Source organism: Paenibacillus sp. FSL H3-0321 (assembly GCF_038002865.1).
GTDB lineage: Bacteria > Bacillota > Bacilli > Paenibacillales > Paenibacillaceae > Paenibacillus_AQ.
In genome coordinates, this window is the sequence record NZ_JBBODH010000001.1 from 3,304,705 (window position 1) to 3,324,704 (window position 20,000).

Below are 20,000 nucleotides of genomic sequence, written 5' to 3' on the forward strand. Positions count from 1 at the left end.
AAGAGTGCGCGCAAAAAAGCCGCTCCACATGGAGCGGCTCAAATATCCATATAAGGCTAACGCCAACAATGAAATAAAGGTCCGACTCCACTTTCCTACGCTGGTATGATCCAGATCAGGTTCAAGGGTCCAGGAATGCATTTTTCCCGTCTCAGCCTATTCAGGCTCCCCTAGTGGTTTCTTATTTAGTTATGTTTAAGTTACAGAGAAATCCAGCAATTGTCAACGGTGCTCTTAATAGAGCTTTGGATAAACCTGTCCTCTTTTTATGAAAAATGCTGAGCTATATTACTTAGATACTCTTCCTCAACCGTATTTTTCTTCATACTTATGAGCATTTCCGCATCTTCTCCCACTACATAACGGAATTTGCTTGTACCGTCTGTGGCCGCTTGATAAATAGTGTCAGCTACAAGTTCTGGTGCCGAGGCATAGTCTGGAGCTTTTTCCATTTCCCCTAATTTACCCAGAAAGGCAGTAGTGAATGATTTATAATCCGTTAAGCCATCATTAAAAAAGAACTCCATCGATCTTCCGCCAAAGTCCGTGCTAATGGCTCCTGGTTCAATCAACTTTACTTTGATGTTTTGGGATGCTAATTCAAAAGATACGGATTCAGAAAAACCTTCTACCGCGAATTTAGTGGAGTGATACAGAGACATCGTAGGAAAGGTCACGATCCCTCCCATTGAAGAGATGTTGATTAGCAACCCTTCCTGATTAGATCTAAAATGAGGCAGCATGGCTTTAGTCATACTAATAAGACCAAAAACATTCACTTCAAATTGTCTGCGGATCTGCTCATCCGTAGCTACTTCTATAAGCCCCATTGACCCATATCCGGCATTATTCAGGAGAACGTCAATTTTACCAAACCGCTGAATAGCTTCAGCCAATGCAGATTGAATGGTATCTGTTTTCTCAACATCTAACCGCAACACCAATACATTGTCCAATGTAATGAATTCAGTTTCTTTTTCAGGTGCACGCATCGTGGCTACTACGTTCCATCCTCTTTCAGCAAAATGTTTTACAGTAGCTCTCCCAATGCCAGATGAAGCACCCGTGATGAATATTGTTTTCATTAAAATTCCTCCTAAAAGTATCTGAATTCGCTAAATGCTGCTCTTCTCTTCCTCTAACTGCTCCATGCTTAACAATCCCCCGGCAATGGTTGCAAGTTTAGCTTTATATTCTGCTATCCCAATCTGGATGCAAATGATCTGGGCCGGGTGCATTTCATCTTTATAATGTGAATACTGCTCTAATAACTGATCTAACTTTTTTTGTGATTCCTCTTGTACTTGCTTCAACCAGAAAATCACCTTGTCATACCCCACAAATCGGCCAAAATAAAGCCTCATCATAAAATCGGATTTCTTACTACTGTCTCCCTCTAGTGGCGCTAGTAAATAGTCGTTAAAACAATCTCGCCCTTTAGCCGTTATGTTATAAACATTCTTGTTTGGCTTACCTTTCTGGGGCACAATTTCCTTGGTTATTAATTCTTCCTTCTCCATTCGGGCAAGCGTAGGATAAATCGTGCCATAACTAGAGCTATAGAAATTAGACAACACATTCTCCAATAACTGCTTTATTTCGTAGCCAGTCAACGCTTCTTTCATGAGCAAGCCTAAAATAACATCCTGACTGTTCAAGAATAGCTCCTCCTTATTTAAAAACATCTACATATTACACTTATTAATATATCAGACCAATATATATCACGTCAATATATAATACTTAAGCAAAAAAACCGAGTGAAATCAGGAGTGAATGCCTGAAATCAACTCGGCTTGTCATTTGTGCTTAATTTGCTGAACTAAAATATTCTGATAAAATCCCCACCAAAACTTGCTTATAATCATTTAAGTCATAAGAAGAGTTATTTACTTTTTTCTTGGCTATGTTTATGCCGTTAAATATTTCTTCTTCTAATTCCCTTCTTGCCTTCAGTACCTCCAAGGTTCCTTCTAACCCTGTATAACCCTGTTTTTTTCCATACCCTTGGTTAGTATAATATTCAATAAATCCCTCCGACCATTCTTTAGGTCTTTCCGTAACGGCCTTTCTGAAAGAATGATCAAGATCATTCTGCTCTACGTAAAGCAGCAATGGATTCAGCCGCTCCACAATCGCTGCCAGTTCCAGAACATAATTTATAACGTCTTCCTTCTGTGCACCATATTTAATCATCCCAATGGTTACAGGGTTTTGTATAAAACAACAATCAAAAATAAAGGTGTCTGAGCCATTTAAAACACTCGCCGCAAATCCCTTCCAACGCTCTGTTATCAGTTTCCTGTTTTGAGCTAGCGACAATTCATAAACATCACTTTTGGCAACTGTCTGCAATAATTCATCTGGAAAATCGGGCCCATATTCATTTGCGATTTTTCGATATTCCAGGAAATAATGGTTCCCTTGTTTAATCACACGATTATTCAACAAATCTCGATACTTCACATGGGTATTCAATAATTCATCGAATTCATTTTTCTCCAAATAGGCGACTCCCTCATAATCCGCTGGATGCTCCAAATCCCCTTCTAAAAACAGCTGAGGTTTAAGGTTCATTTCCGTAAGAATTTCATGAACTAATTGAGCCGTTGTTGTTTTCCCGAATCCTGGTAATCCCTCAATCAAGACTAACTTCGGTTTCATAATAAAATCCCTCCAATCATTAGTAGGAGGATATGTAGGTTAGGAGCGATAGAGATGCGGTTTCCCACAACATTAAAAGCGGATACCCTAAGGTATCCGCAGAATGGGTTTACATTACACCTTTCCCTGCATACCCTGTAAGATTAAAGAAAAGCATGCCGAATAAAATAGTGTAATCACTATTACAGGCATCCTTTCGCATTGTTAATCTTTACAGAGTAATCCACATGATCAGGTTAACGCTCCTTTGTATGCATCTCTATTAGTTAGATTAACATTGAGCAGAGATAAATTCAATCCGGGAGTCTTCTTCAAACCTCCCCTGCTAGTTTAGTTGATACAGATTCCACTTTTGCGCGTTTGTACCATTGTCATCCCAAATTTGAACGTTGGTTCCATTTTCAGTACCAGCAGCAGCAACATCCAGAGCTTTCCCACTGTTGCTGGCAATCAATTTATAAGTACTTCCAACTTTAACAATGCTCCACTTCTGATTGGAACCGCCGCCATAACTCCATAATTGCACATTCGATCCATTGGCAGTCCCCATCTCGGCTACATCCAAACCTGTATTGCTATTGACGTTAATAACCTTATACAAACCTCCGCCAACATCTGTGATTATCCACTGCTGGGCACCCGTTCCGTTATCGTCCCAGATCTGTACATTTGTGCCGTTTGCAGTGCCTGCAGCAGCTGCGTCCAATGCTTTACCGCTGCCTACGTTAACCATTTTGTAGGTTTTACCAGAAACGATACCATCACTCGGAGGTGGCGTTGCTGACTTTATCTGCTCTCTGACAAATTTACCGGATGCCGTTAACTGCGCGTCAGACCATCCTCCATAAGGGCTTGCGCCAGGCGCCAGTGCAGCGGAGGCTTCCGTTTTATCACATAACGACCAGTTGGTCCAACTCAGTTTTCTGTCTTTCATAAAATCCGTCCATACTTTAGATTCGGCAAGGAAAGGACCACCGTCTCCAGAAGCGTCACTCGTTCCCCACTCTGTGATAAATACGGCCACACCTTTGCTCCTAGCATAATCAATACGATCTCTCAGCAATGAACCGTGAGTCCCGGCATAGAAATGTGTTGTATACATAATGTTGCTTTGGGCGATAGGGTTGTTGGCGGCATCATGTACATCCTGGCTCCATGTTCCGGTTCCTACGATAATGATCCCATTCGTATCAATGGATCGGATGACCGGGATCATTTCCTCTGCATATGGCTTAATGTGGCCATTCCACGTAGCATACCCATTAGGCTCATTGGCGATTTCATAGATCACATTCGGATAATCCTTATACAAATTGGCCATTTCTGCAAAAAAACCTTTTGCCTGTTCTTTATAAATATTCGGATCCTTTTCACCCAGCACATGCCAATCAATAATCACATAGATTCCCAGATCAATCGCGGCCTGTACAGCTTCTTTCACCTTATTTTTTTGCGAAGGATCATTGACATAGCCGCCATCTTGCGTATACATAGCTGGCCGGAATATAGTTATTCCCCAATTGTCTCTCATCCATTTCAGGCTATCATAATTCACGTACTGCCCAAACCACTGCAAACCATGGGAACTCATCCCCTTTAATTGGATCGCTTCTCCCGCCTGATTCACTAATTGGTTCCCAGAAACTCGCAGTTGGCCATTTTGGGCTACGACTGAATTAGCTTCGGCATTCACCTTTTGCGGGGGGACGAAAGATACGGTCATGAAGGTGATAATTAATGCACAAAAAACCGTAAACATTTTTTTGAACATATAAAGCTACCTCCTTAAATGGTTTGCTGCATATTCCCGTGCTCTATTTTCCGAAAAGATTCATCCCCCCCTTCACCAAGTTTGCAAATCTATGGGGTATGTCTTGGTGTTTCATTAACAATGTAAAAGGGTGAAAGGAATGGCTTGAGGGATGGTAGTTATCTAATCGTTAGGGTGTAGTCGATAGGCATTATGGAGGTGCATTAGCATATACAGAGCATATGGAGGCGGCTAGATCATCAGATCTAGGAAAAATTATCGTTCTAGCATAGCGGATATGATTAAGACACATAACATATGGTGTGTCTTATGAAATCTCATACTCAGTAAACGCTTACATATTCTGTTATATTATACAATCATCAATCGGTTTTTAATACCAAACGACATCAAATTTCCATAAAAAAAGTGAAGCGCTATTTCATCCAGCACCTCACTTTTAATATAATAAAATTCAAGCAACGCGCTCATATCTTGACGACTTTATTTCCGCCAAAAGCTTGAACAATCTGCCTTATCCAAAATATTAAACTCGATCATTTTCTCAAGCAATGAGAAATCAACCGGACTATCCCAACGGATACGTACCAACTGCTTGGTATGATCATAGCCAGCCTGCACAATTTCAGCAGAAAAATGATTAATCCCTGCAATTTCAGGGGCAACAGCCATATGATGTTTGGCTACGCTAAAGCCAATAATGTATGTTCCATGATCGGTGAACATAGGCTGGTTCCAGCCAATCTTCGGCATTAGGTTTGGAAATTTATTGTTTACCCAAGCCAAAACCTCTTCCACTCGGTCCCGATGTTCCGGGTTATCAATTTGCGCTAAATATTCTGCAAAAACTTCCATGTCATGCCCCCCTAAAATAAAAATTCATTTAATACATTAGCAATTATCCGTTTTTGATTTTTTGTAGGCTAAGGGTGTCATATTCATCTCCTTTCTGAATCTTTCTATAAAATAGCTGGTGCTGTTGAATCCAACCTTATAGGCAACTTCTGTAACATTAGAGTCTGCTTGTTGCAGTAAGACTAAGCTTTTTTGTATTCGATAATCCATAACATAATTCAACGGAGTTATCTTTAACATTCGTTTAAAATATCGGCAGCATTCAGAACGGCTCAGTTGGCCTGCTCTTGCAATATCATCCAAAGTGATTTTTTCAGCGTAATGCAAGTATATCCAACTCAACATTTGCTTCATCCGATGGCTCTTTACCATTTCCATCTGGTCGTACTCTAATTGAAAGCCATTGATGATTAAGTTTTTCCAAATTAGTGCCAGGTGCATGGTAATATCAATTTCAAAGCAGGGGGATTTTTGTTGAATCCATTGATTTATTTTCACAATGGCATCTAATATATTTTTCCCCCAAGGCTTATCAGCATCTATAAATAAATAGGGTAAATTAGTCGCTTGAATATAAGGGGTTACATAGGTTGTATACAGCTCTTGTGATAAAACGAAATGAGGAGAAACATTTAAACAGATATAGACGCAACCCGATTTATTCTTTTCTTCGGCCATGTGTAGGCAGCCACTATTTATAAATACCCCATTACCTTGTGGTACTACTAATTTATCTTCATTTATTTGAAAGATTGCTTCCCCTTTTATAACCAGAACAAACTGAATTTCATCATGCCAATGAAGCGGTATATATCCATTTATATTTTGATTAATCGTTGTTTCGTAACATGCAACAGGTAATACGACCGTTCGATGCTCAGTGAGCTCTTTTAAGTTTTGATCAATCATGAAATTTTTAATTTGCAAATGACCACAACCTCAATATATTTATACTTTAACATCCAATATAGATATAATTAAAAAGATTTTTCACCTATTATAACACTATTATTATATTTTAAGGTGGGGAATCATCATGGATAGATCAGCCAGAAGAACAGGATTGTTTCTTGTTATAACAGGAGCTATATTTTGGGGGATTAGTGGTACCGTCTCAAAAAAACTCTTTCAGCAATTCACAATTGATGTAAATTGGCTTGTAGCAACACGTTTGCTCATTGCTGGTGCTTTACTCTTGACCGTTCAGTTTTTCATAAAAGACCGTTCACAACTATTCAGTGTATGGAAAAATAGAAAGACCGCTTGCCAACTCCTTGTCTTCGGTTTGGTTGGTATGCTCTCCGTTCAATACACGTACATGGCATCAATCAAATCCGGTAATGCTGCTGTTGCAACACTACTCCAGTGTTTAGCCCCTATAATGATTATCATCTATTTAATTCTTCGCAAACACATTGTCTTAACACGAAATGATTTGGTAACTATTTGCCTTGCTTTAATTGGTTGTTTCTTCTTACTAACAAACGGCTCGATCTCTCAACTATCCGTGCCAAAAATCTCAATAGTTTGGGGGCTTTTATCAGGAATAGCCCTAGCTTTTTATACCCTATACGCAATTCCTCTCTTGAAGCAGTACGATTCCCTCGTCATTGTTGGTTGGGCTATGATAATCGGTGGTTTCGGATTAAGCTTTATCCATCCACCTTGGCAGTCAGACTTTAAAAACTGGACGCTAGAAACCTATTTATACTTAATCTTCGTTATTCTATTCGGCACAATGATAGCATTCTGGTTCTATATAGAAAGTTTAAAGAGTCTTTCAGCAAAAGAAACAAGCCTTCTAGGTAGTTTGGAGCCACTAGCCGCTATATTAACAACTGTATTTTGGTTAAAAGAACCCTTTGGATTTTTCCAATGGATTGGCACAGCATGTATCATCGGACTGATTTTGTTATTAACATTGAAAAAGAAGTCTACTTCAAATAATCTATGACTTTAGATATGAGGAATTCACCATCAGGTCTCCCAGAACAGACGGTTGCCCGAGGCGAGCTGTGCGGTGACCGGCCACACTGAATCGTTGAAAATTCGTGAAGATTCTGCAATACTATCTATAAAATTATGAATTACGGGGGATTCGATTATGGAAACCGTTGCGCCTAAAAGATATGACACACTGGTCGGCGCGCCGGCCGCCATCGCGGCGGGTTATCGCCATACCGTCGCGCTTAAATCAGACGGCACGGTGACGGCTGTAGGTGATAATCAATATGGCCAATGCGAGGTAAGCGGCTGGCGCGATATTGTGGCGGTTGCCGCGGGTAATGCTCATACGGGTAATGCTCATACCATCGGTCTTAAATCGGATGGCACGGTGGTGGCCGCGGGTTGGAATAAACATGACCAATGCGAGGTAAGCGGCTGGTGCGATATTGTGGCGGTTGCGGCGGGTTGGCGCCGTACCGTCGGGCTTAAATCTGATGGCACGGTGGTGGCTGTCGGTCGAAATAATGAAGGCCAATGCAATGTAAGCGGCTGGCGTGATATGGCGGCGGTTGCGGCAGGTGACTGGCATACCGTCGGGATTAAATCGGACGGCACGGTGACTACTGTGGGTAATAATCGGTATGGCCAATGCAATGTAAGTGACTGGCGTGATATGCTGGCGGTTGCGGGAGGTTACCTTCATACCGTCGGGCTAAAATCAGACGGTACGGTGGCGGCTGTGGGTTGGAATAAGCGTAACCAATGTGATGTAAGCGGCTGGCGCGGTATTGTGGCGATAGCGGCGGGTAGTAATCATACCATCGGCCTTAAATCAGACGGTACGGTGGCGGCTGTGGGTTGGAATGAGCATGGCCAATGCAACATAAGTGGCTGGCGCGATATTGTGGCGGTTGCAGCGGGTTGCGCTCATACCATCGGGCTTAAATCGGACGGCACAGTAGTTGCTGTAGGTGATAATCAATATGGCCAATGCGAGGTAAGCGGCTGGCGCGGAATCCAACTACCCGGCTATTAATTTTCAATAATAATATATATATAATTATGAAAGCCATGCGCCGATTCCCCTCGCATGGCTTATGTTTGTGTTCAAGAAAAATAAAGTTTTGGACTGGATATGTTCAATTTATGCGGACTTATTTAGTGAATTATCGTTAGGTAATCAGAAATTAAGTATGGACGACGGATCTCGGGTATCGTGCGACAAAAAAGCAGCAGCCATTAAAAAGAGCAGAGCCTGCAGACATTGTCCGTAGGCTCTGCTCTTTTTATTTCCCCGCTTGCATCAGCCGGATTACCTCCGGTACCGTAGCAGGAGTAATCGCCAGATCCACCTGCAGCTTTCCGTTATCAAGGAGAAGTAGCCGATCGCAGGCACCGCATACCAGCTCATAATCATGAGTGATTACGAGCACAGTTACTCCGGATTCAGCCATCTCCCAGATTAGTTTTACTACACGGCGCATATTTCTTCCATCCAATCCGGAGGTGGGCTCGTCCAAAATGATCATGTCCGGCCTGTTCATCAATCCAACCGCAAAGGTTAGGCGCTGCTTCTGCCCGCCTGACAGCGAAGCCGGGTGATGTTCACGATATTCCCACAAATCCAGTTCCTTTAATAACCGTTCCGCCCGTCCGGTTGCACCCGGCTCATCCTCATGAGTCATCAGCAACTCGTTCAGCACACTGTCTGAGAACAGCTGGTAATCGCTGTCCTGCATCACAAACCACATTTTGCGCAGACGCTGATTGGGCTTGCACGGCTGCCCGTTAATCCGGATCAACCCTTCCCGTTCCTTGAGCAGGCCGCACAGCGTTCTGGCTAATGTGGTTTTGCCTGCACCGTTAGGTCCGGTGAGTGCCGCAATTTCCCCTCTGTTCAGTGCGAAGCTCAGGTCCTCCAGAACCGCAGGCTTAAATCTTCCAGGGGCAATATTCGCATGCTGTACAGTGATATGCTCTTGGTGCTGCTGCCGGCTTCCCCTTCCCTGATCCTCCGCCTGCCGTACTGTGAAGTTATCCACGCCTTCAGGAACTACAGGTGAACGCAGACCATACGCGTCCAATTGTCCGGAAGTCAGGGCAAGCAGTCCGGCCCGGGTCCATTCTGCGGTAATCTGTCCACCGGCCATGTAGATAATCCGGTCCGCCAGCGGCAGGAGGTAATACAGCCGGTGCTCGGCAATAACGATGGTTTTACCCCTGGCCTTCAGGGCTGACAGCATTCCGGCCAGTTCCCTGGTCGCTGCCATATCCAGATTGGCCGAGGGCTCATCCATTACGAATAGCTCCGGATCGGTGAGGCGGGCGGAAGCGAAGGCCGTCTTTTGCTTCTCTCCGCTGGATAGCCTGTGGAGCCCGCGGGACAGCAGCCCTGTGATGCGGAATTCCTCTGCCAGCTCTGTTACCCGTTCAAGAATCAGCGCCGGATCCAGACCGTAGTTCTCACCGCTGAAGGCAATCTCGTCAGCCACAACCGAAGTGAAGAATTGGCTTCTGGAATCCTGAAATACGCTGCCTGACGTCCTCCCGAAGCTCCAAGGCTCGATCTCATGGATATCCCTGCCTTTGAGTTTGACGCTGCCTGTAAGATTACCTTCATAGAAATTAGGAATCAGTCCGTTCAGCATCCGGGTTAATGTGGTTTTCCCGCTTCCGGACGGTCCGGTGATGACAACACATTCACCTTCGGCAACTGTCAGATCTACCCCGCTTAATTGTTCATAGGAATCATTGTATTGAAAAGATACGTTATTCAGCTCAATTATCGTTTGTATACCCATTCTTTTCCCCCGTCCTAGAATACTGCAGCCAATAAGCAGGCATAAGCCGCCAGCACGAGGTAATCCTGCAGCCCGAATGCAATGCGGTGAATACTTGTTTTTGGGCCTGGATCATCTATTCCCTTCACCGCTGCCGAGGCTGCCAGCTCATCCGATATCTTCAAGCTCCTCATGAGCAGCGGCATTATTGTATATTCGTAGGTACGCAAGGGACGCAGCCAGTTCACAGGTGAGGTAAAGGACACTCCCCTTAACTTGGCAGATACCTGGATCGCTTCATACTCCAGTCTGATCACCGGCATGAACCGGAAGCAGACAGCTAACGAAATAAGCAGTCCTCTGGGCAGACGAAGTGATGCCAGCGCCGATATCAGCTTGCTGGAGGGGACCCTGCCCAGCGACCCTGCCCCCATCATTACCGGCATAAACCGCAGTCCCAGATAAGTCAGGAACCGCAGCGAGCTCCATGCCCCGCTTCCGTCCCGGTTCAGCAGTTCCTGCAGCCCGATCAGCAGGGCAGCAAGAACCAGATATTTCACCACCGGTGCATACACGCCTTGTACCAGCAGGTAGGCGGCCATGAAGATGGTAACCATCCAGACCTTATCCATATCGGCCCAAAAGACAGCCACGCTCGTAACCAGCACTACAAGCAATTGTGTGCGCGGGTCAAAAATTGCACGCATCGGCTATTTCACTCTCCATCCTTCAGCTCCCTGCTGGGTATCCCACAGCTTCTCATACAATCCGTGATGCTCCAGCAGCTCTTCATGTGTCCCTTCTTCCGCCAGTTCCCCCTGATCGAGAACAATAATTTTGTCTGCATTGCGTATCGTCTTCAGCCGGTGGGCAATCAGAATGACGGTCTTATCCGCCACCAGTTCATTGATCGCCTGCTGCACAGCCGTCTCATTCTCCGGGTCCAGCGAAGCCGTAGCTTCATCCAGCAGTACAATCGATGCATCCTTCAGCAGTGCACGGGCAATGGATACACGCTGCTTCTCGCCTCCCGATAAAGTGGAGCCGCCCTCACCTACAGGAGTGTCATAGCCCTGCGGCAGTGCGGTGATGAACTCATGGCAGCAGGCCCGCATGGCCGCAGCTTCAATCTCTGCCTGGGTAGCCTTCATATTACCGATCCGGATATTGTTGCCGATCGTGTCCTGGAACAGGTACACATCCTGGAACACCATTGATATTTCGGACAGCAGCTGCTCCGGATCAGCGCCGCTAAGCGGCTGACTCCCAATAGAGATTGTGCCTTCCTGAATTTCCCAGAACCTGGCAATCAGACGGGTAACCGTGCTTTTCCCGCTGCCTGACGGTCCTACCAGTGCCGTAATCGTATGCGGTTGAATCGTAAAAGAGAGGTCCTTCAGCACAGGTTTCCGTGCATCATATCCGAAGGTCACATGCTCAAATACAATCGGCGCACCCGAAGGAATACTTCCGCTTCCCTGCAGAGGCTGCTCCTGCCGGACGTCCATAATCCGCCGCGCACTGTAGGCCGAATAACGTATCTCGCCGTAATTCATCAGCACAACCGTAAGCGGCTCGAAGATTTTGGTCCCGACCAGCAGAAACAGCAGAAAGACAGGCAGTGTCAGCTTGCCCCCGGCCAGCGAATAGCTCCCGGTCACGATCATTAGCGTGAGGCCGGAGCGGGTGAGCAGCATCGCCCCCATAATCATCGGGCCCATGATGCCTTCCAGCCGGATAGACGCCCGTTTCAGTTCATCAAAGGACAGGCGCAGCCGCTCAAAACGCTTGCCGCCCATATTGTGGGCTTTGATCTCGCGTATTCCCGACAGGTATTCCTGCAGACGGCTGGCCGCTTCATTCTTGGCCCGTACATGATTCTCGCTTAGGCGAGCCTGCAGTGAATCGGTCAGCCAGAGCAGCAGAACACCGAACGGCATGGCTGCGAACATCGCCAGTGCCATCCGCCAATCCACGAAGAGCAGGCCGGCCAGCGCGAGCACCGGCAGCATGACCGCACTGATCAGCTGCGGCACATTGTGCGAAATGGTCTGCTCCACCTGTCCATAATCGCTTAAGAGCAGGTTCGTAATATCTCCCGGGTCCCGCCGCCCGAAGAAGCCCAGGGACAGATGACGGATGTGCTCCGCCAGGCTCAACCGGCCGGAAGCAGCCAGGCCGTAGGCTGCTTTATAGGTTTTGTCGTACAGATAGGAATAGGCCGCATACTCCACAACCAGCCAGATTAGCAGAATCACGCTTACGGTCCACATCCGGCCAAGGTTCAGGCCGGTTTCCGGCTCAGCGAAGGAGAGATAGATCGTGTTGAAGATATCTGCCAGCAGAGCGGCAGGTACAACCTTGGCGATGCCGTCCAGAATGGCAGCAAGTGCGGAAGGCAGCAGGCTGCGCGTATTTCCGCCCGAAATATTATGGAAATAATGGTTCATCCCTTTGTCTCCTCCCCCAGTCTCCACTTGGCGGCAGCGATATGCGACTGCCACATCTGTTCGTACAGGCCTTTGTGCGCCCGCAGCTCTTCATGGGTTCCCCGTTCTGTGATTTGACCTTGTTTCACTACAAGGATCTGTTCAGCCCCCTGGATCGTAGACAGGCGGTGGGCGATAATCAGCACCGTCTTGCCTTTGACCAGCTCTGCCAGCCCCCGCTGAATCTTCCGTTCATTCTCGGCATCGGCATAGGCCGTTGCTTCATCCAGCACAAGAATCGGGGCATTCTTGAGCAGCGCGCGGGCGATGGCCACCCGCTGGGCTTCTCCGCCCGACAGATAGGTGCCGCCTTCCCCGATTCTGGTATCGTAGCCGGACTCCAGCCGCCCGATAAATTCATGGCAGCAGGCTGTCTGGGCTGCAGCGATAACCTCTTCTTTCGTTGCCCTGGTATTGCCCATGCGGATATTCTCCTCAATCGTATCGTAGAACAGGTGCACATCCTGGAATACGAAGGAGACTGTATCCATCAGCTTCTCAGTGCCCATCTCCTGAACAGGCACGCCGCCGATTATTATCCGGCCCTGCTGCACATCCCAGAAACGCAGCAGCAGACTGGCAATCGTCGACTTGCCTCCCCCTGACGGCCCCACCAGCGCTGTCATTTCGCCGGCTCTGGCCGTGAAGCTGATCCCCGACAGGATTTGCTTGTAATTCATACTGTCCTCCGGTTCATAGGCGAAGGACACGTCCTCGAAGGCGATATCATATCCGGAGGGAAGCCTCGGCGACTCCGGTTCACTTACCGGCTTCTCGGCAAACACCGCCTCGATTCGCTTGTTGCCTTCAACGATTTCTCTCATGCCCCCACCCAGATAGAGCAGCTTCAGCAGCGGAGCTGACAGACTTGGACTGATGAGCAGGAACAGGATCATCGTAACAGCGAACGACTGGCTGCCAGCCTCTCCGCTGGCCAGCAGAATGCCTGCAGGTACTGCGAAGACAAACAACGAACCAATAATAACAAAAAACAGACTGTACGAGATTTTGCACAGGTTCGTAATCCGCAGGGAAATATCGCGGTAGCGGGTCACCGCGTCCCGGAAGGTCAGGAAGGAATCTGCAGCAATACCAAATACCTTGACAGCAGGCATGCCTCTCACATACTCCACACCCGTTGCATTCATCTCTTCTACAGCATATTGGAACTCCCGGTACGCCTTTTGTCCGCCTTCACTCCCGAACACTCTGGCCTGCAGCCAGAAGCCTGCCCCGATCGGCAGCAGCAGCACCAGTGCCATAACCCAATCCAGCCAGAACAAATACCCCAGAAGCAGCAGCGGGACAATCACCGCTGTTACAAGATCGGGCAGTTGGTGGGCGATAAACTTCTCTATTTTTTCTACACTGGTCTCAATAATCTTCTTCAGCTCTCCAGTAGCTGTCCGGGTATGATAACCCATCGGCACTTTGGCCACATGGTCGGACAGCCGTACCCGCAGCTCATAAAGAATGTTGAATGCGGCGATATGCGAACACATCCCTCCGATATAGAGGGTAATTAAGGAGCCCAGCAGCGACAGTAGGGCGATAATCCCGCACTGCACAATCAGGTTCTTGTTGATTCCGCCAATATCCCGGGCATGAAGCAGCAGCTCCTCGATGATGCGGTATACCGCTGCAAAGGGAACGACCTGCAGTAGACTGGAGAGTGTGGTGAAGATGCTGGCTGTAACCAGCAGCCCTTTTTTGCCGGCTACAGTCTTCAGCAGTCCCAGCGCCTCGGAATTACCTTTCATCGGATGACACCCGCTTTAATGAAATGCTTGTTCAGCAGCCTGGAGGCGAAGCCGCTGCCGAGCAGCGTCATTCCGAAGGCAAACATAATGCTTGCAGAAATCCATGCCGGAGAGTAAGCGAAGTACAACATTCTATCCAGCGTATCTGCATCAAACATGCCGGAGAGATAAGCGCTGCCGTAGACATAAATGGTTACCGAGGTGCCCATGCCATAGAAGCAGCCGTAGACCGCGTACGCAAGCGACTGTCTGGTTAGTCTTCTGTACTGGGTTCCTTCTCCCCGGAACAGAACAGCTTCACCGAACAGCCCGGCCAGTGCGAAGAATACCAGCATCAGCGGAACTCCCATCAGGGTATACACCAGTCCGTTAACAATGCTTTGCACTAGCAGAGCCCCTCTTTTGGCAACCTTCATCGCCATGACCAGATACACAACCGCTGAGAAAAAGAGACAAAAACCAGCAATGAGCGGCATAGCCGCCGCTCCTATTACAGGGGTCAATATGGAGCCAACAATGGCATTGACCGCATAAATCAGAATGCTGAAGATACCGATCAGTATGTAATCCTTGGTTTGAAGTCTTTTTGCTTTGATCATTTCGAATCTCTCCCTGCGGTTAATTGATAATCATTATCAATTGTAACTATCGCATAAAACAACTTTATCCGACACCCGAATCGGGAGGATTGGCATACAGAAACGGATTATTCTGATACAGCTAGGCCCTGCCGAAGTAACGGGAGGGGACGGATCCATACTTCTGGCGGAACTTCTCGGCAAAAAAACTGGGATTGCTAAAGCCCGTCATGACCGCTGCAGCAGTTACTGTGGATGAGCCGTTTTCGAGCAGTCGATACGCAGCCTTCAGTCTGCTATCGATAATATAAGCATGAACCGGCATGCCAAAAAGCTGCTTGAAGCCCTTTTTCAGTTTGTTTTCGTTAAGACACACCCGCTTAGAGAGCTCCTGGATGCCGGGAGCAGCAAGCAGGTCATGATCCAGAATCTCTTTGGCCCTAAGGAGCGAATCGATATCGGTTCTGGACAGAGCTGCACGCACCGCAGGTCTGCCCAGCGCTTCATGCATATATACAGCGGTCAGCTCCATAACCTTCCCTTCAAGATAGATCCGCTTGAGGCTGTCTTCAAAGCTGCAGCGGAGCATCTCCTGGAAGATCTGCTGCATTAGCGGAGTAGCGGTATACGTCTGAAAAGGCTCCTGCCGGCCAGCCTGACTACTGAGTTGGCGCACTGGTTCGAATAAATACGGGTCTGCCTTGACGGTAATTCCGTAATACGGTATTCCTGCCTGATACATCCCCACACAATCCGCCGGCTGATGCCCGAATACAGACAGTTCCCCGTGGTTAAGGCGATAATCACGGTTCGATGTCCGGACCTGCCACTCAATCGGCGCACCCAGGCAGTAGCTCCATTTGAAGGAGCCCTTCTGTTCGCTGCTGCGCATCTCGACGTTCTCAAGGAAGCACAACTCACACACAGTAATCTCAATAGCAGAACTGACCCTGATCCGCTCCCAGTAACCTTGACCGAACTGCTCCGGAATCTGTAGACTGCTCTTTGTCGAATGCGGACGATATAAGCCGTTCAGTCCTTCCGCGAGTGCATTATGCCTGGGCTGCAGGCTTTCAATGTCATACCAATCTGCTTCCCCCACCTTCATATCGCTTTCACCTCTTTCATATATACAATTATACAACGCATCATTTTTAATTGAGAATCATTCTCATTATAACCCAAGATCAGGCTGCTTTGTACTGCCGGCTTGAATCCTAATCATGAATTGAAGCTGCTGTTTATGAAGATTCTACAACCACCTCGATATTTAATAGTAATTATTACGAATAATAACTTGTATCTTATCTTTTGCCTTCTGTAATGTCAATGGTACAAGCAGAAACGGCTGCGCCGCCTGCCCAATAAAAGAAGAGCCTGCAGTTATTGTGCGCAGACCCTTCTTTTTTGGACTTTATTAGATATCCCATTGGAGCACAAAATGATCGCATTGGAGCCGTCAGATTCATAAGCAGGTTAGTAATTGGTCAACGGAAACTTTCAAATCTTTAGAACAAGGTTTTTTAGGAGATGTTGTTGCCGGTAATGTCAGATTCTTTCAACAGCCTTTTCTATAGATCATCTCCTGGTCAGGTTATAAACTTAATTGCGGCTTATATAAGTCAATACTATTAATTCACTTATTCTGTTTCGGTGAAATTTCTCGTTATATTCTTCAGCCATTTAAATCGGCGATACCGTATTAAGGCAGCTGGCATTTTAACAACTTCATCTAAACTGAATACGGCATATAGAGCAATAGGTGGTAAATGCCACACAAAAGCGCTGATGTAACTTAAAGGTAAAATAATTCCCCACATTACTATCGTATCACACCAGAAGCCAAATTTAGAATCTCCTCCTGCAACAAATAAACCAGCAATGGTTGTTGCGTTCATCGACTTAGCAATACAATAATAAATACATATATATAGCATGCCGTGAAGATACTCTTGTGCGTTTTGGTTCAAATCAACCGCATAGAATACTAGCGGTTTCATTAATAAAATGAGCACGCCGGAAAGAGCACCAAATATCAGTGCATACCAGATCATACGGCCCCCTGCTTTTTTTGCCATCTCAATTTCGTTGTTGCCTAAATATTTTCCTACAAGTACTGATCCCCCAGTCGCAATACCCCCACATAATACAACAGCCAAATTTTTCACCACTGATGCAACGGAGTTGGCTGCGACCATATCAGCATTTACATGTCCAATGATTGCGGCGGTTGCAGTCAAAGCGCCGCCCCACACGATATAGTTACCTTGTACAGGTGTTGTGTACCTCATATAATCCTTTAGCAATTTTCGTTGAGCGTCATCACGCTTAGGTAATTGAAAACGGACTGCCCCTCGTGTAATGGAATATATATAACACCATCCCAGTTCGAAGAAACGAGCAACAACTGTTGCAAGCGCCACTGCCGTAATTGCTTTTTCTGGCATATTTGGGTAAAGAACAAATACACATAAAGCATTCAAAAGTATGTTCAAAAGTAAGCCGGAAGAACTAATTAAGGCGCTTAATTTTGCCTTTTCCATACTTCTTATCACGCCGAGAAACATTTGAGTGAAGCCCATTGCAAGGTAGGAAAAGGAAATCGTATGAAGAAAATTTGCTCCGTATCTAATTAATTCTTCATCCTGCGTAAAAAAATGCATTAGTTTTTCTGGAAATAATAAGGAAATCGCGAAAAAAATTAGAGAGATAATAGCGGCAAATAGACAGGATTCATTATTGCTTTATCTTAGGCTGGCTTCTTCATCCAAATCTTCTTTTGTAATTTCTCTGTCTTTGTAATAATATTTCCGGTCATGTTCATCAATCGTGCGCATTACTTTGCATGGATTGCCAACGGCTACGGAGTTTGCCGGAATATCTTTGGTTACTACACTCCCGGCACCAATAACCGTATTTTCACCGATGGTGACCCCGGGGCAGATTGTTACACTGGTTATAATTTTATCAAAATCGTATTTAATTTAAGGAGATGCAACTATGAACGCAAAGCTGGAAGTATTCTCCGACTTATCGGAAGAATTAAATTACAATCTTCCTGAGTTCCCACTTTACGTACGAAAAGGATTGCTAAATCAATTTGATAAATACGCTGCTGCGTGTCACTGGCATCCGGACCTTAAGAACATAGAAACTAAAAATGGTATTCATGATAAAAAAAAGCAATTGTATTTTTATAAAATCAAAACAACCGGCGAGGAGCAGCCGGTTGTTTTGATGATTGTATTGATTAGAAAGACATATGTTCTTGAGCCGCGAATAGAGCGAACGAAATAACTGATCGAGAAAACGCAGCACTACAAACTACAAATCGGTTGTCTTATGTAATTGGCTCGTCTAGTTTCGTATCGATCATTCTAATAATATTTTTATTATTTGACTCAACTTTGTGTTATCTCCAAATCACCGTTCCGTGGTTTCACCAGAGCCAAATCAAATTTGGCCAGCAAGAAGTCGGATACGTCTCCCTCATTTGCAGTAGCACTTCACTGTCAGCATGTACAATTCAATATTATTTATATAGAACTCTTAATTGTTCTATCCGTAAACGGTGATTGTTCAGTTATCCAAATCATCGTTCATTGTTATGTACAACATCTACATAATACCCTCCACATCCGAAAATACCACAAGTGCAAGTAAACATGGGATACTTCCCAGAATAAAGTAACGAGTTGAAAAAAACATCTTCTACAAACACTTCATCTTCATCTAGTTTATTGCCGTTTATATATAAGGAAATCTGCCAATCAATAACAGGAACCATTCGTCCTTTTACTCTTGTTATATTTTTGTAGACTTTTCTTTTCTTCATTTCCATGTCAAATGATAATCTATTTAGATTATCTGTCTTTGAAAATATCATCATGACTCACCCCACTTCTTACTGTATTTATTAAGTATTGCAATATTTCGCCTAACGTTGTTGTATTCACGAACCCTCCTGGCTTAAGGGGCGTAGCCCCAGGTCCGACGGACTTAGCCAGTGCAGGGTTATCTGCTGGAGTCCACTTCCTTGAAATGCCTCATGCAGACCAAGGGACATCAGGCCCGCAGCGTGAATACGTTGTTATATGATGTATCTGCTTTCTTGAACTACTGGCATAAGGTCTATATGGTGTTATAATAAATGTTCTTCATGTATTTTTGATCCCCATAACGAATCTCTTTTGGATACTCTTCGCTGTTGATCTCTAACTTCAGTAAATCATCATTACTCTCTTTTATTTTACTTTTAATCTCTGCCCTTGAGTGTATATTATTAAGTATATTCCTTACCCGCTTATCGTTATCATGTTTAATTTCACAGCGGACTCCTAATTTCACCATATTATGCTGATCAGTAAAGTCATTAAACAAATCTATTAATATAAAACTATCCCTATCGTCTTTCGTAAAAAATACAAAAACATCTCCCTTTCCTGCTCTGCTAGGTCCTTCGCCATATGATAAATACTGGTCACATAATTCCATGAAATTAAATCTTATATTTAATTGTCTCATTAATTCTTCTAAACTAAATACCTCAAACGTGTCATCTATCAAATCAAAAAACGGTAGATAAAAAGAAAATTCAATATATCTTTTCATTCTTAACTCCTTTCATTATTTAATAAAGCTAACTTTTTTTAGGTGGTCATATTCAATTGTTATATTTTCATATCCCTCAATCTTTTCCAATTCAATTGGTACAACTAGTCTTTCGTAGTTATTTTTGTTGTTGATTACCATAAAATATGCCATTAATATTCCTTTTATCATATTTTCGTGCACTGGTTCTCTAACTAATAATTCAGAAATAAAAACATCTTTATCACTATCTCCACAATTCAGGGCAACATGATAGTCCCAAAAAGGAATTGTACTTTTGCTTCCTGCTGAACAAACAATAGGATACTTTGCACTAATAAAATTGAAAACGATTGAATTAACCTCGTCGGTCGTTAGATTCTTTGGTTTTTTTATTGAATGGGTTTCATCGTTGTGAATTATTATGCAATAAGGGGTGCTTGAAATATGATCTTTAAACTTTGTAACTAGTCCTTCCCTAAGATATATCGGGCCTATCAAGAGGATTCCTCCTTAATAAGATTTACGGCACTTTCGCATAACGTCTTATTTACGAACTTCGTAAA

Annotated in this window: 19 protein-coding genes, 2 pseudogenes and 1 riboswitch; of the genes and pseudogenes, 3 read left to right on the plus strand and 18 right to left on the minus strand. The window is 45.0% G+C overall.

The features are described from left to right. Window positions 1-75: 75 nt before the first annotated feature. A riboswitch (TPP riboswitch) is annotated at window positions 76-182 on the minus strand. 84 nt (window positions 183-266) lie between these two features. From MHI45_RS14470 to MHI45_RS14495, 6 genes are all read right to left on the minus strand, one after another. Further along, window positions 267-1,085 (minus strand): SDR family oxidoreductase, encoded by an 819-nt coding sequence (locus MHI45_RS14470; RefSeq protein WP_340896424.1) that lies wholly within the window; start codon window positions 1,083-1,085, stop codon window positions 267-269. A gap of 30 nt (window positions 1,086-1,115) precedes the next feature. Then, window positions 1,116-1,658, minus strand: coding sequence for a PadR family transcriptional regulator (locus tag MHI45_RS14475; protein ID WP_340896422.1), 543 nt, complete (start codon window positions 1,656-1,658; stop codon window positions 1,116-1,118). A 151-nt stretch (window positions 1,659-1,809) separates the two neighbouring features. After that, entirely contained in the window at window positions 1,810-2,664 is an 855-nt protein-coding gene (locus MHI45_RS14480) for a hypothetical protein (protein ID WP_340896421.1), read from the minus strand. A 325-nt stretch (window positions 2,665-2,989) separates the two neighbouring features. Beyond that, on the minus strand, window positions 2,990-4,435 hold the full coding sequence (locus MHI45_RS14485) for a cellulase family glycosylhydrolase (RefSeq protein ID WP_445322166.1): 1,446 nt from the start codon (window positions 4,433-4,435) through the stop codon (window positions 2,990-2,992). 483 nt (window positions 4,436-4,918) lie between these two features. Continuing rightward, a complete protein-coding gene (locus MHI45_RS14490; RefSeq protein WP_340896420.1) occupies window positions 4,919-5,290 on the minus strand; it encodes an iron chaperone in 372 nt (123 codons plus the stop codon). Between the two features lie 36 nt (window positions 5,291-5,326). Continuing rightward, a complete protein-coding gene (locus MHI45_RS14495; RefSeq protein WP_340896419.1) occupies window positions 5,327-6,217 on the minus strand; it encodes an AraC family transcriptional regulator in 891 nt (296 codons plus the stop codon). 109 nt (window positions 6,218-6,326) lie between these two features. On the opposite strand from MHI45_RS14495, the gene MHI45_RS14500 reads away from it, so the two are divergent. Beyond that, entirely contained in the window at window positions 6,327-7,244 is a 918-nt protein-coding gene (locus tag MHI45_RS14500; protein ID WP_340896417.1) for a DMT family transporter, read from the plus strand. Between the two features lie 150 nt (window positions 7,245-7,394). Further along, window positions 7,395-8,273 carry an RCC1 domain-containing protein gene (locus tag MHI45_RS14505; protein ID WP_341119167.1) on the plus strand — a complete coding sequence of 293 codons (879 nt, stop codon included), beginning with the start codon at window positions 7,395-7,397 and terminating at the stop codon, window positions 8,271-8,273. A 250-nt stretch (window positions 8,274-8,523) separates the two neighbouring features. Here MHI45_RS14505 and MHI45_RS14510 read toward each other — a convergent pair whose 3' ends face one another. The 9 genes and pseudogenes from MHI45_RS14510 to MHI45_RS14550 form a co-directional block, all read right to left on the minus strand. Then, window positions 8,524-10,038: an ABC transporter ATP-binding protein gene (locus tag MHI45_RS14510; RefSeq protein WP_341119168.1), complete on the minus strand. Its 1,515-nt coding sequence runs from the start codon at window positions 10,036-10,038 to the stop codon at window positions 8,524-8,526. A 14-nt stretch (window positions 10,039-10,052) separates the two neighbouring features. Further along, entirely contained in the window at window positions 10,053-10,724 is a 672-nt protein-coding gene (locus tag MHI45_RS14515) for an energy-coupling factor transporter transmembrane component T (protein WP_076114002.1), read from the minus strand. Between the two features lie 3 nt (window positions 10,725-10,727). Beyond that, complete coding sequence (locus MHI45_RS14520) at window positions 10,728-12,467, minus strand: ABC transporter ATP-binding protein (RefSeq protein WP_076114003.1); 1,740 nt, start codon at window positions 12,465-12,467, stop codon at window positions 10,728-10,730. Continuing rightward, complete coding sequence (locus MHI45_RS14525) at window positions 12,464-14,266, minus strand: ABC transporter ATP-binding protein (protein WP_076114004.1); 1,803 nt, start codon at window positions 14,264-14,266, stop codon at window positions 12,464-12,466. The genes MHI45_RS14520 and MHI45_RS14525 overlap by 4 nt, the downstream gene beginning before the upstream one ends. Next, window positions 14,263-14,865: an MptD family putative ECF transporter S component gene (locus MHI45_RS14530; protein ID WP_076114005.1), complete on the minus strand. Its 603-nt coding sequence runs from the start codon at window positions 14,863-14,865 to the stop codon at window positions 14,263-14,265. Before MHI45_RS14530 ends, MHI45_RS14525 begins: the two co-directional genes overlap by 4 nt. 121 nt (window positions 14,866-14,986) lie before the next feature. Continuing rightward, window positions 14,987-15,952: a helix-turn-helix domain-containing protein gene (locus tag MHI45_RS14535; RefSeq protein WP_144024480.1), complete on the minus strand. Its 966-nt coding sequence runs from the start codon at window positions 15,950-15,952 to the stop codon at window positions 14,987-14,989. A 532-nt stretch (window positions 15,953-16,484) separates the two neighbouring features. Then, the gene (locus MHI45_RS14540) at window positions 16,485-17,291 is read right to left on the minus strand and encodes an MATE family efflux transporter (RefSeq protein ID WP_306080848.1); all 807 of its coding nucleotides are present in this window, start codon (window positions 17,289-17,291) and stop codon (window positions 16,485-16,487) included. A gap of 39 nt (window positions 17,292-17,330) precedes the next feature. Further along, window positions 17,331-17,561 (minus strand): annotated as a pseudogene (locus MHI45_RS14545) (MATE family efflux transporter); the annotation flags it as partial. Between the two features lie 27 nt (window positions 17,562-17,588). Beyond that, a pseudogene (locus MHI45_RS14550) lies at window positions 17,589-17,789 on the minus strand (hypothetical protein); the annotation flags it as partial. 55 nt (window positions 17,790-17,844) lie between these two features. Here MHI45_RS14550 and MHI45_RS14555 point away from each other — a divergent pair. Next, window positions 17,845-18,141 carry a hypothetical protein gene (locus tag MHI45_RS14555; RefSeq protein ID WP_076114007.1) on the plus strand — a complete coding sequence of 99 codons (297 nt, stop codon included), beginning with the start codon at window positions 17,845-17,847 and terminating at the stop codon, window positions 18,139-18,141. Between the two features lie 295 nt (window positions 18,142-18,436). Here the strand turns inward: MHI45_RS14555 and MHI45_RS14560 are convergent, their stop codons facing one another. The 3 genes from MHI45_RS14560 to MHI45_RS14570 form a co-directional block, all read right to left on the minus strand. Then, window positions 18,437-18,733: a hypothetical protein gene (locus MHI45_RS14560; protein ID WP_076114008.1), complete on the minus strand. Its 297-nt coding sequence runs from the start codon at window positions 18,731-18,733 to the stop codon at window positions 18,437-18,439. A gap of 242 nt (window positions 18,734-18,975) precedes the next feature. After that, window positions 18,976-19,455 (minus strand): hypothetical protein, encoded by a 480-nt coding sequence (locus MHI45_RS14565; RefSeq protein WP_038596794.1) that lies wholly within the window; start codon window positions 19,453-19,455, stop codon window positions 18,976-18,978. Between the two features lie 15 nt (window positions 19,456-19,470). Then, on the minus strand, window positions 19,471-19,935 hold the full coding sequence (locus MHI45_RS14570) for a hypothetical protein (RefSeq protein WP_076114009.1): 465 nt from the start codon (window positions 19,933-19,935) through the stop codon (window positions 19,471-19,473). Between the last annotated feature and the right edge of the window lie 65 nt (window positions 19,936-20,000).

Coding starts and splice junctions, on each gene's coding strand:
- MHI45_RS14540 (WP_306080848.1), bottom strand. CDS start 17,291: ATGCCAGAAAAAGCAATTACGGCAGTGGCGCTTGCAACAGTTGTTGCT.
- MHI45_RS14480 (WP_340896421.1), bottom strand. CDS start 2,664: ATGAAACCGAAGTTAGTCTTGATTGAGGGATTACCAGGATTCGGGAAA.
- MHI45_RS14510 (WP_341119168.1), bottom strand. CDS start 10,038: ATGGGTATACAAACGATAATTGAGCTGAATAACGTATCTTTTCAATAC.
- MHI45_RS14555 (WP_076114007.1), top strand. CDS start 17,845: ATGAACGCAAAGCTGGAAGTATTCTCCGACTTATCGGAAGAATTAAAT.
- MHI45_RS14470 (WP_340896424.1), bottom strand. CDS start 1,085: ATGAAAACAATATTCATCACGGGTGCTTCATCTGGCATTGGGAGAGCT.
- MHI45_RS14565 (WP_038596794.1), bottom strand. CDS start 19,455: ATGAAAAGATATATTGAATTTTCTTTTTATCTACCGTTTTTTGATTTG.
- MHI45_RS14485 (WP_445322166.1), bottom strand. CDS start 4,435: ATGTTCAAAAAAATGTTTACGGTTTTTTGTGCATTAATTATCACCTTC.
- MHI45_RS14500 (WP_340896417.1), top strand. CDS start 6,327: ATGGATAGATCAGCCAGAAGAACAGGATTGTTTCTTGTTATAACAGGA.
- MHI45_RS14525 (WP_076114004.1), bottom strand. CDS start 14,266: ATGAAAGGTAATTCCGAGGCGCTGGGACTGCTGAAGACTGTAGCCGGC.
- MHI45_RS14515 (WP_076114002.1), bottom strand. CDS start 10,724: ATGCGTGCAATTTTTGACCCGCGCACACAATTGCTTGTAGTGCTGGTT.
- MHI45_RS14530 (WP_076114005.1), bottom strand. CDS start 14,865: ATGATCAAAGCAAAAAGACTTCAAACCAAGGATTACATACTGATCGGT.
- MHI45_RS14490 (WP_340896420.1), bottom strand. CDS start 5,290: ATGGAAGTTTTTGCAGAATATTTAGCGCAAATTGATAACCCGGAACAT.
- MHI45_RS14505 (WP_341119167.1), top strand. CDS start 7,395: ATGGAAACCGTTGCGCCTAAAAGATATGACACACTGGTCGGCGCGCCG.
- MHI45_RS14560 (WP_076114008.1), bottom strand. CDS start 18,733: ATGATGATATTTTCAAAGACAGATAATCTAAATAGATTATCATTTGAC.
- MHI45_RS14520 (WP_076114003.1), bottom strand. CDS start 12,467: ATGAACCATTATTTCCATAATATTTCGGGCGGAAATACGCGCAGCCTG.
- MHI45_RS14535 (WP_144024480.1), bottom strand. CDS start 15,952: ATGAAGGTGGGGGAAGCAGATTGGTATGACATTGAAAGCCTGCAGCCC.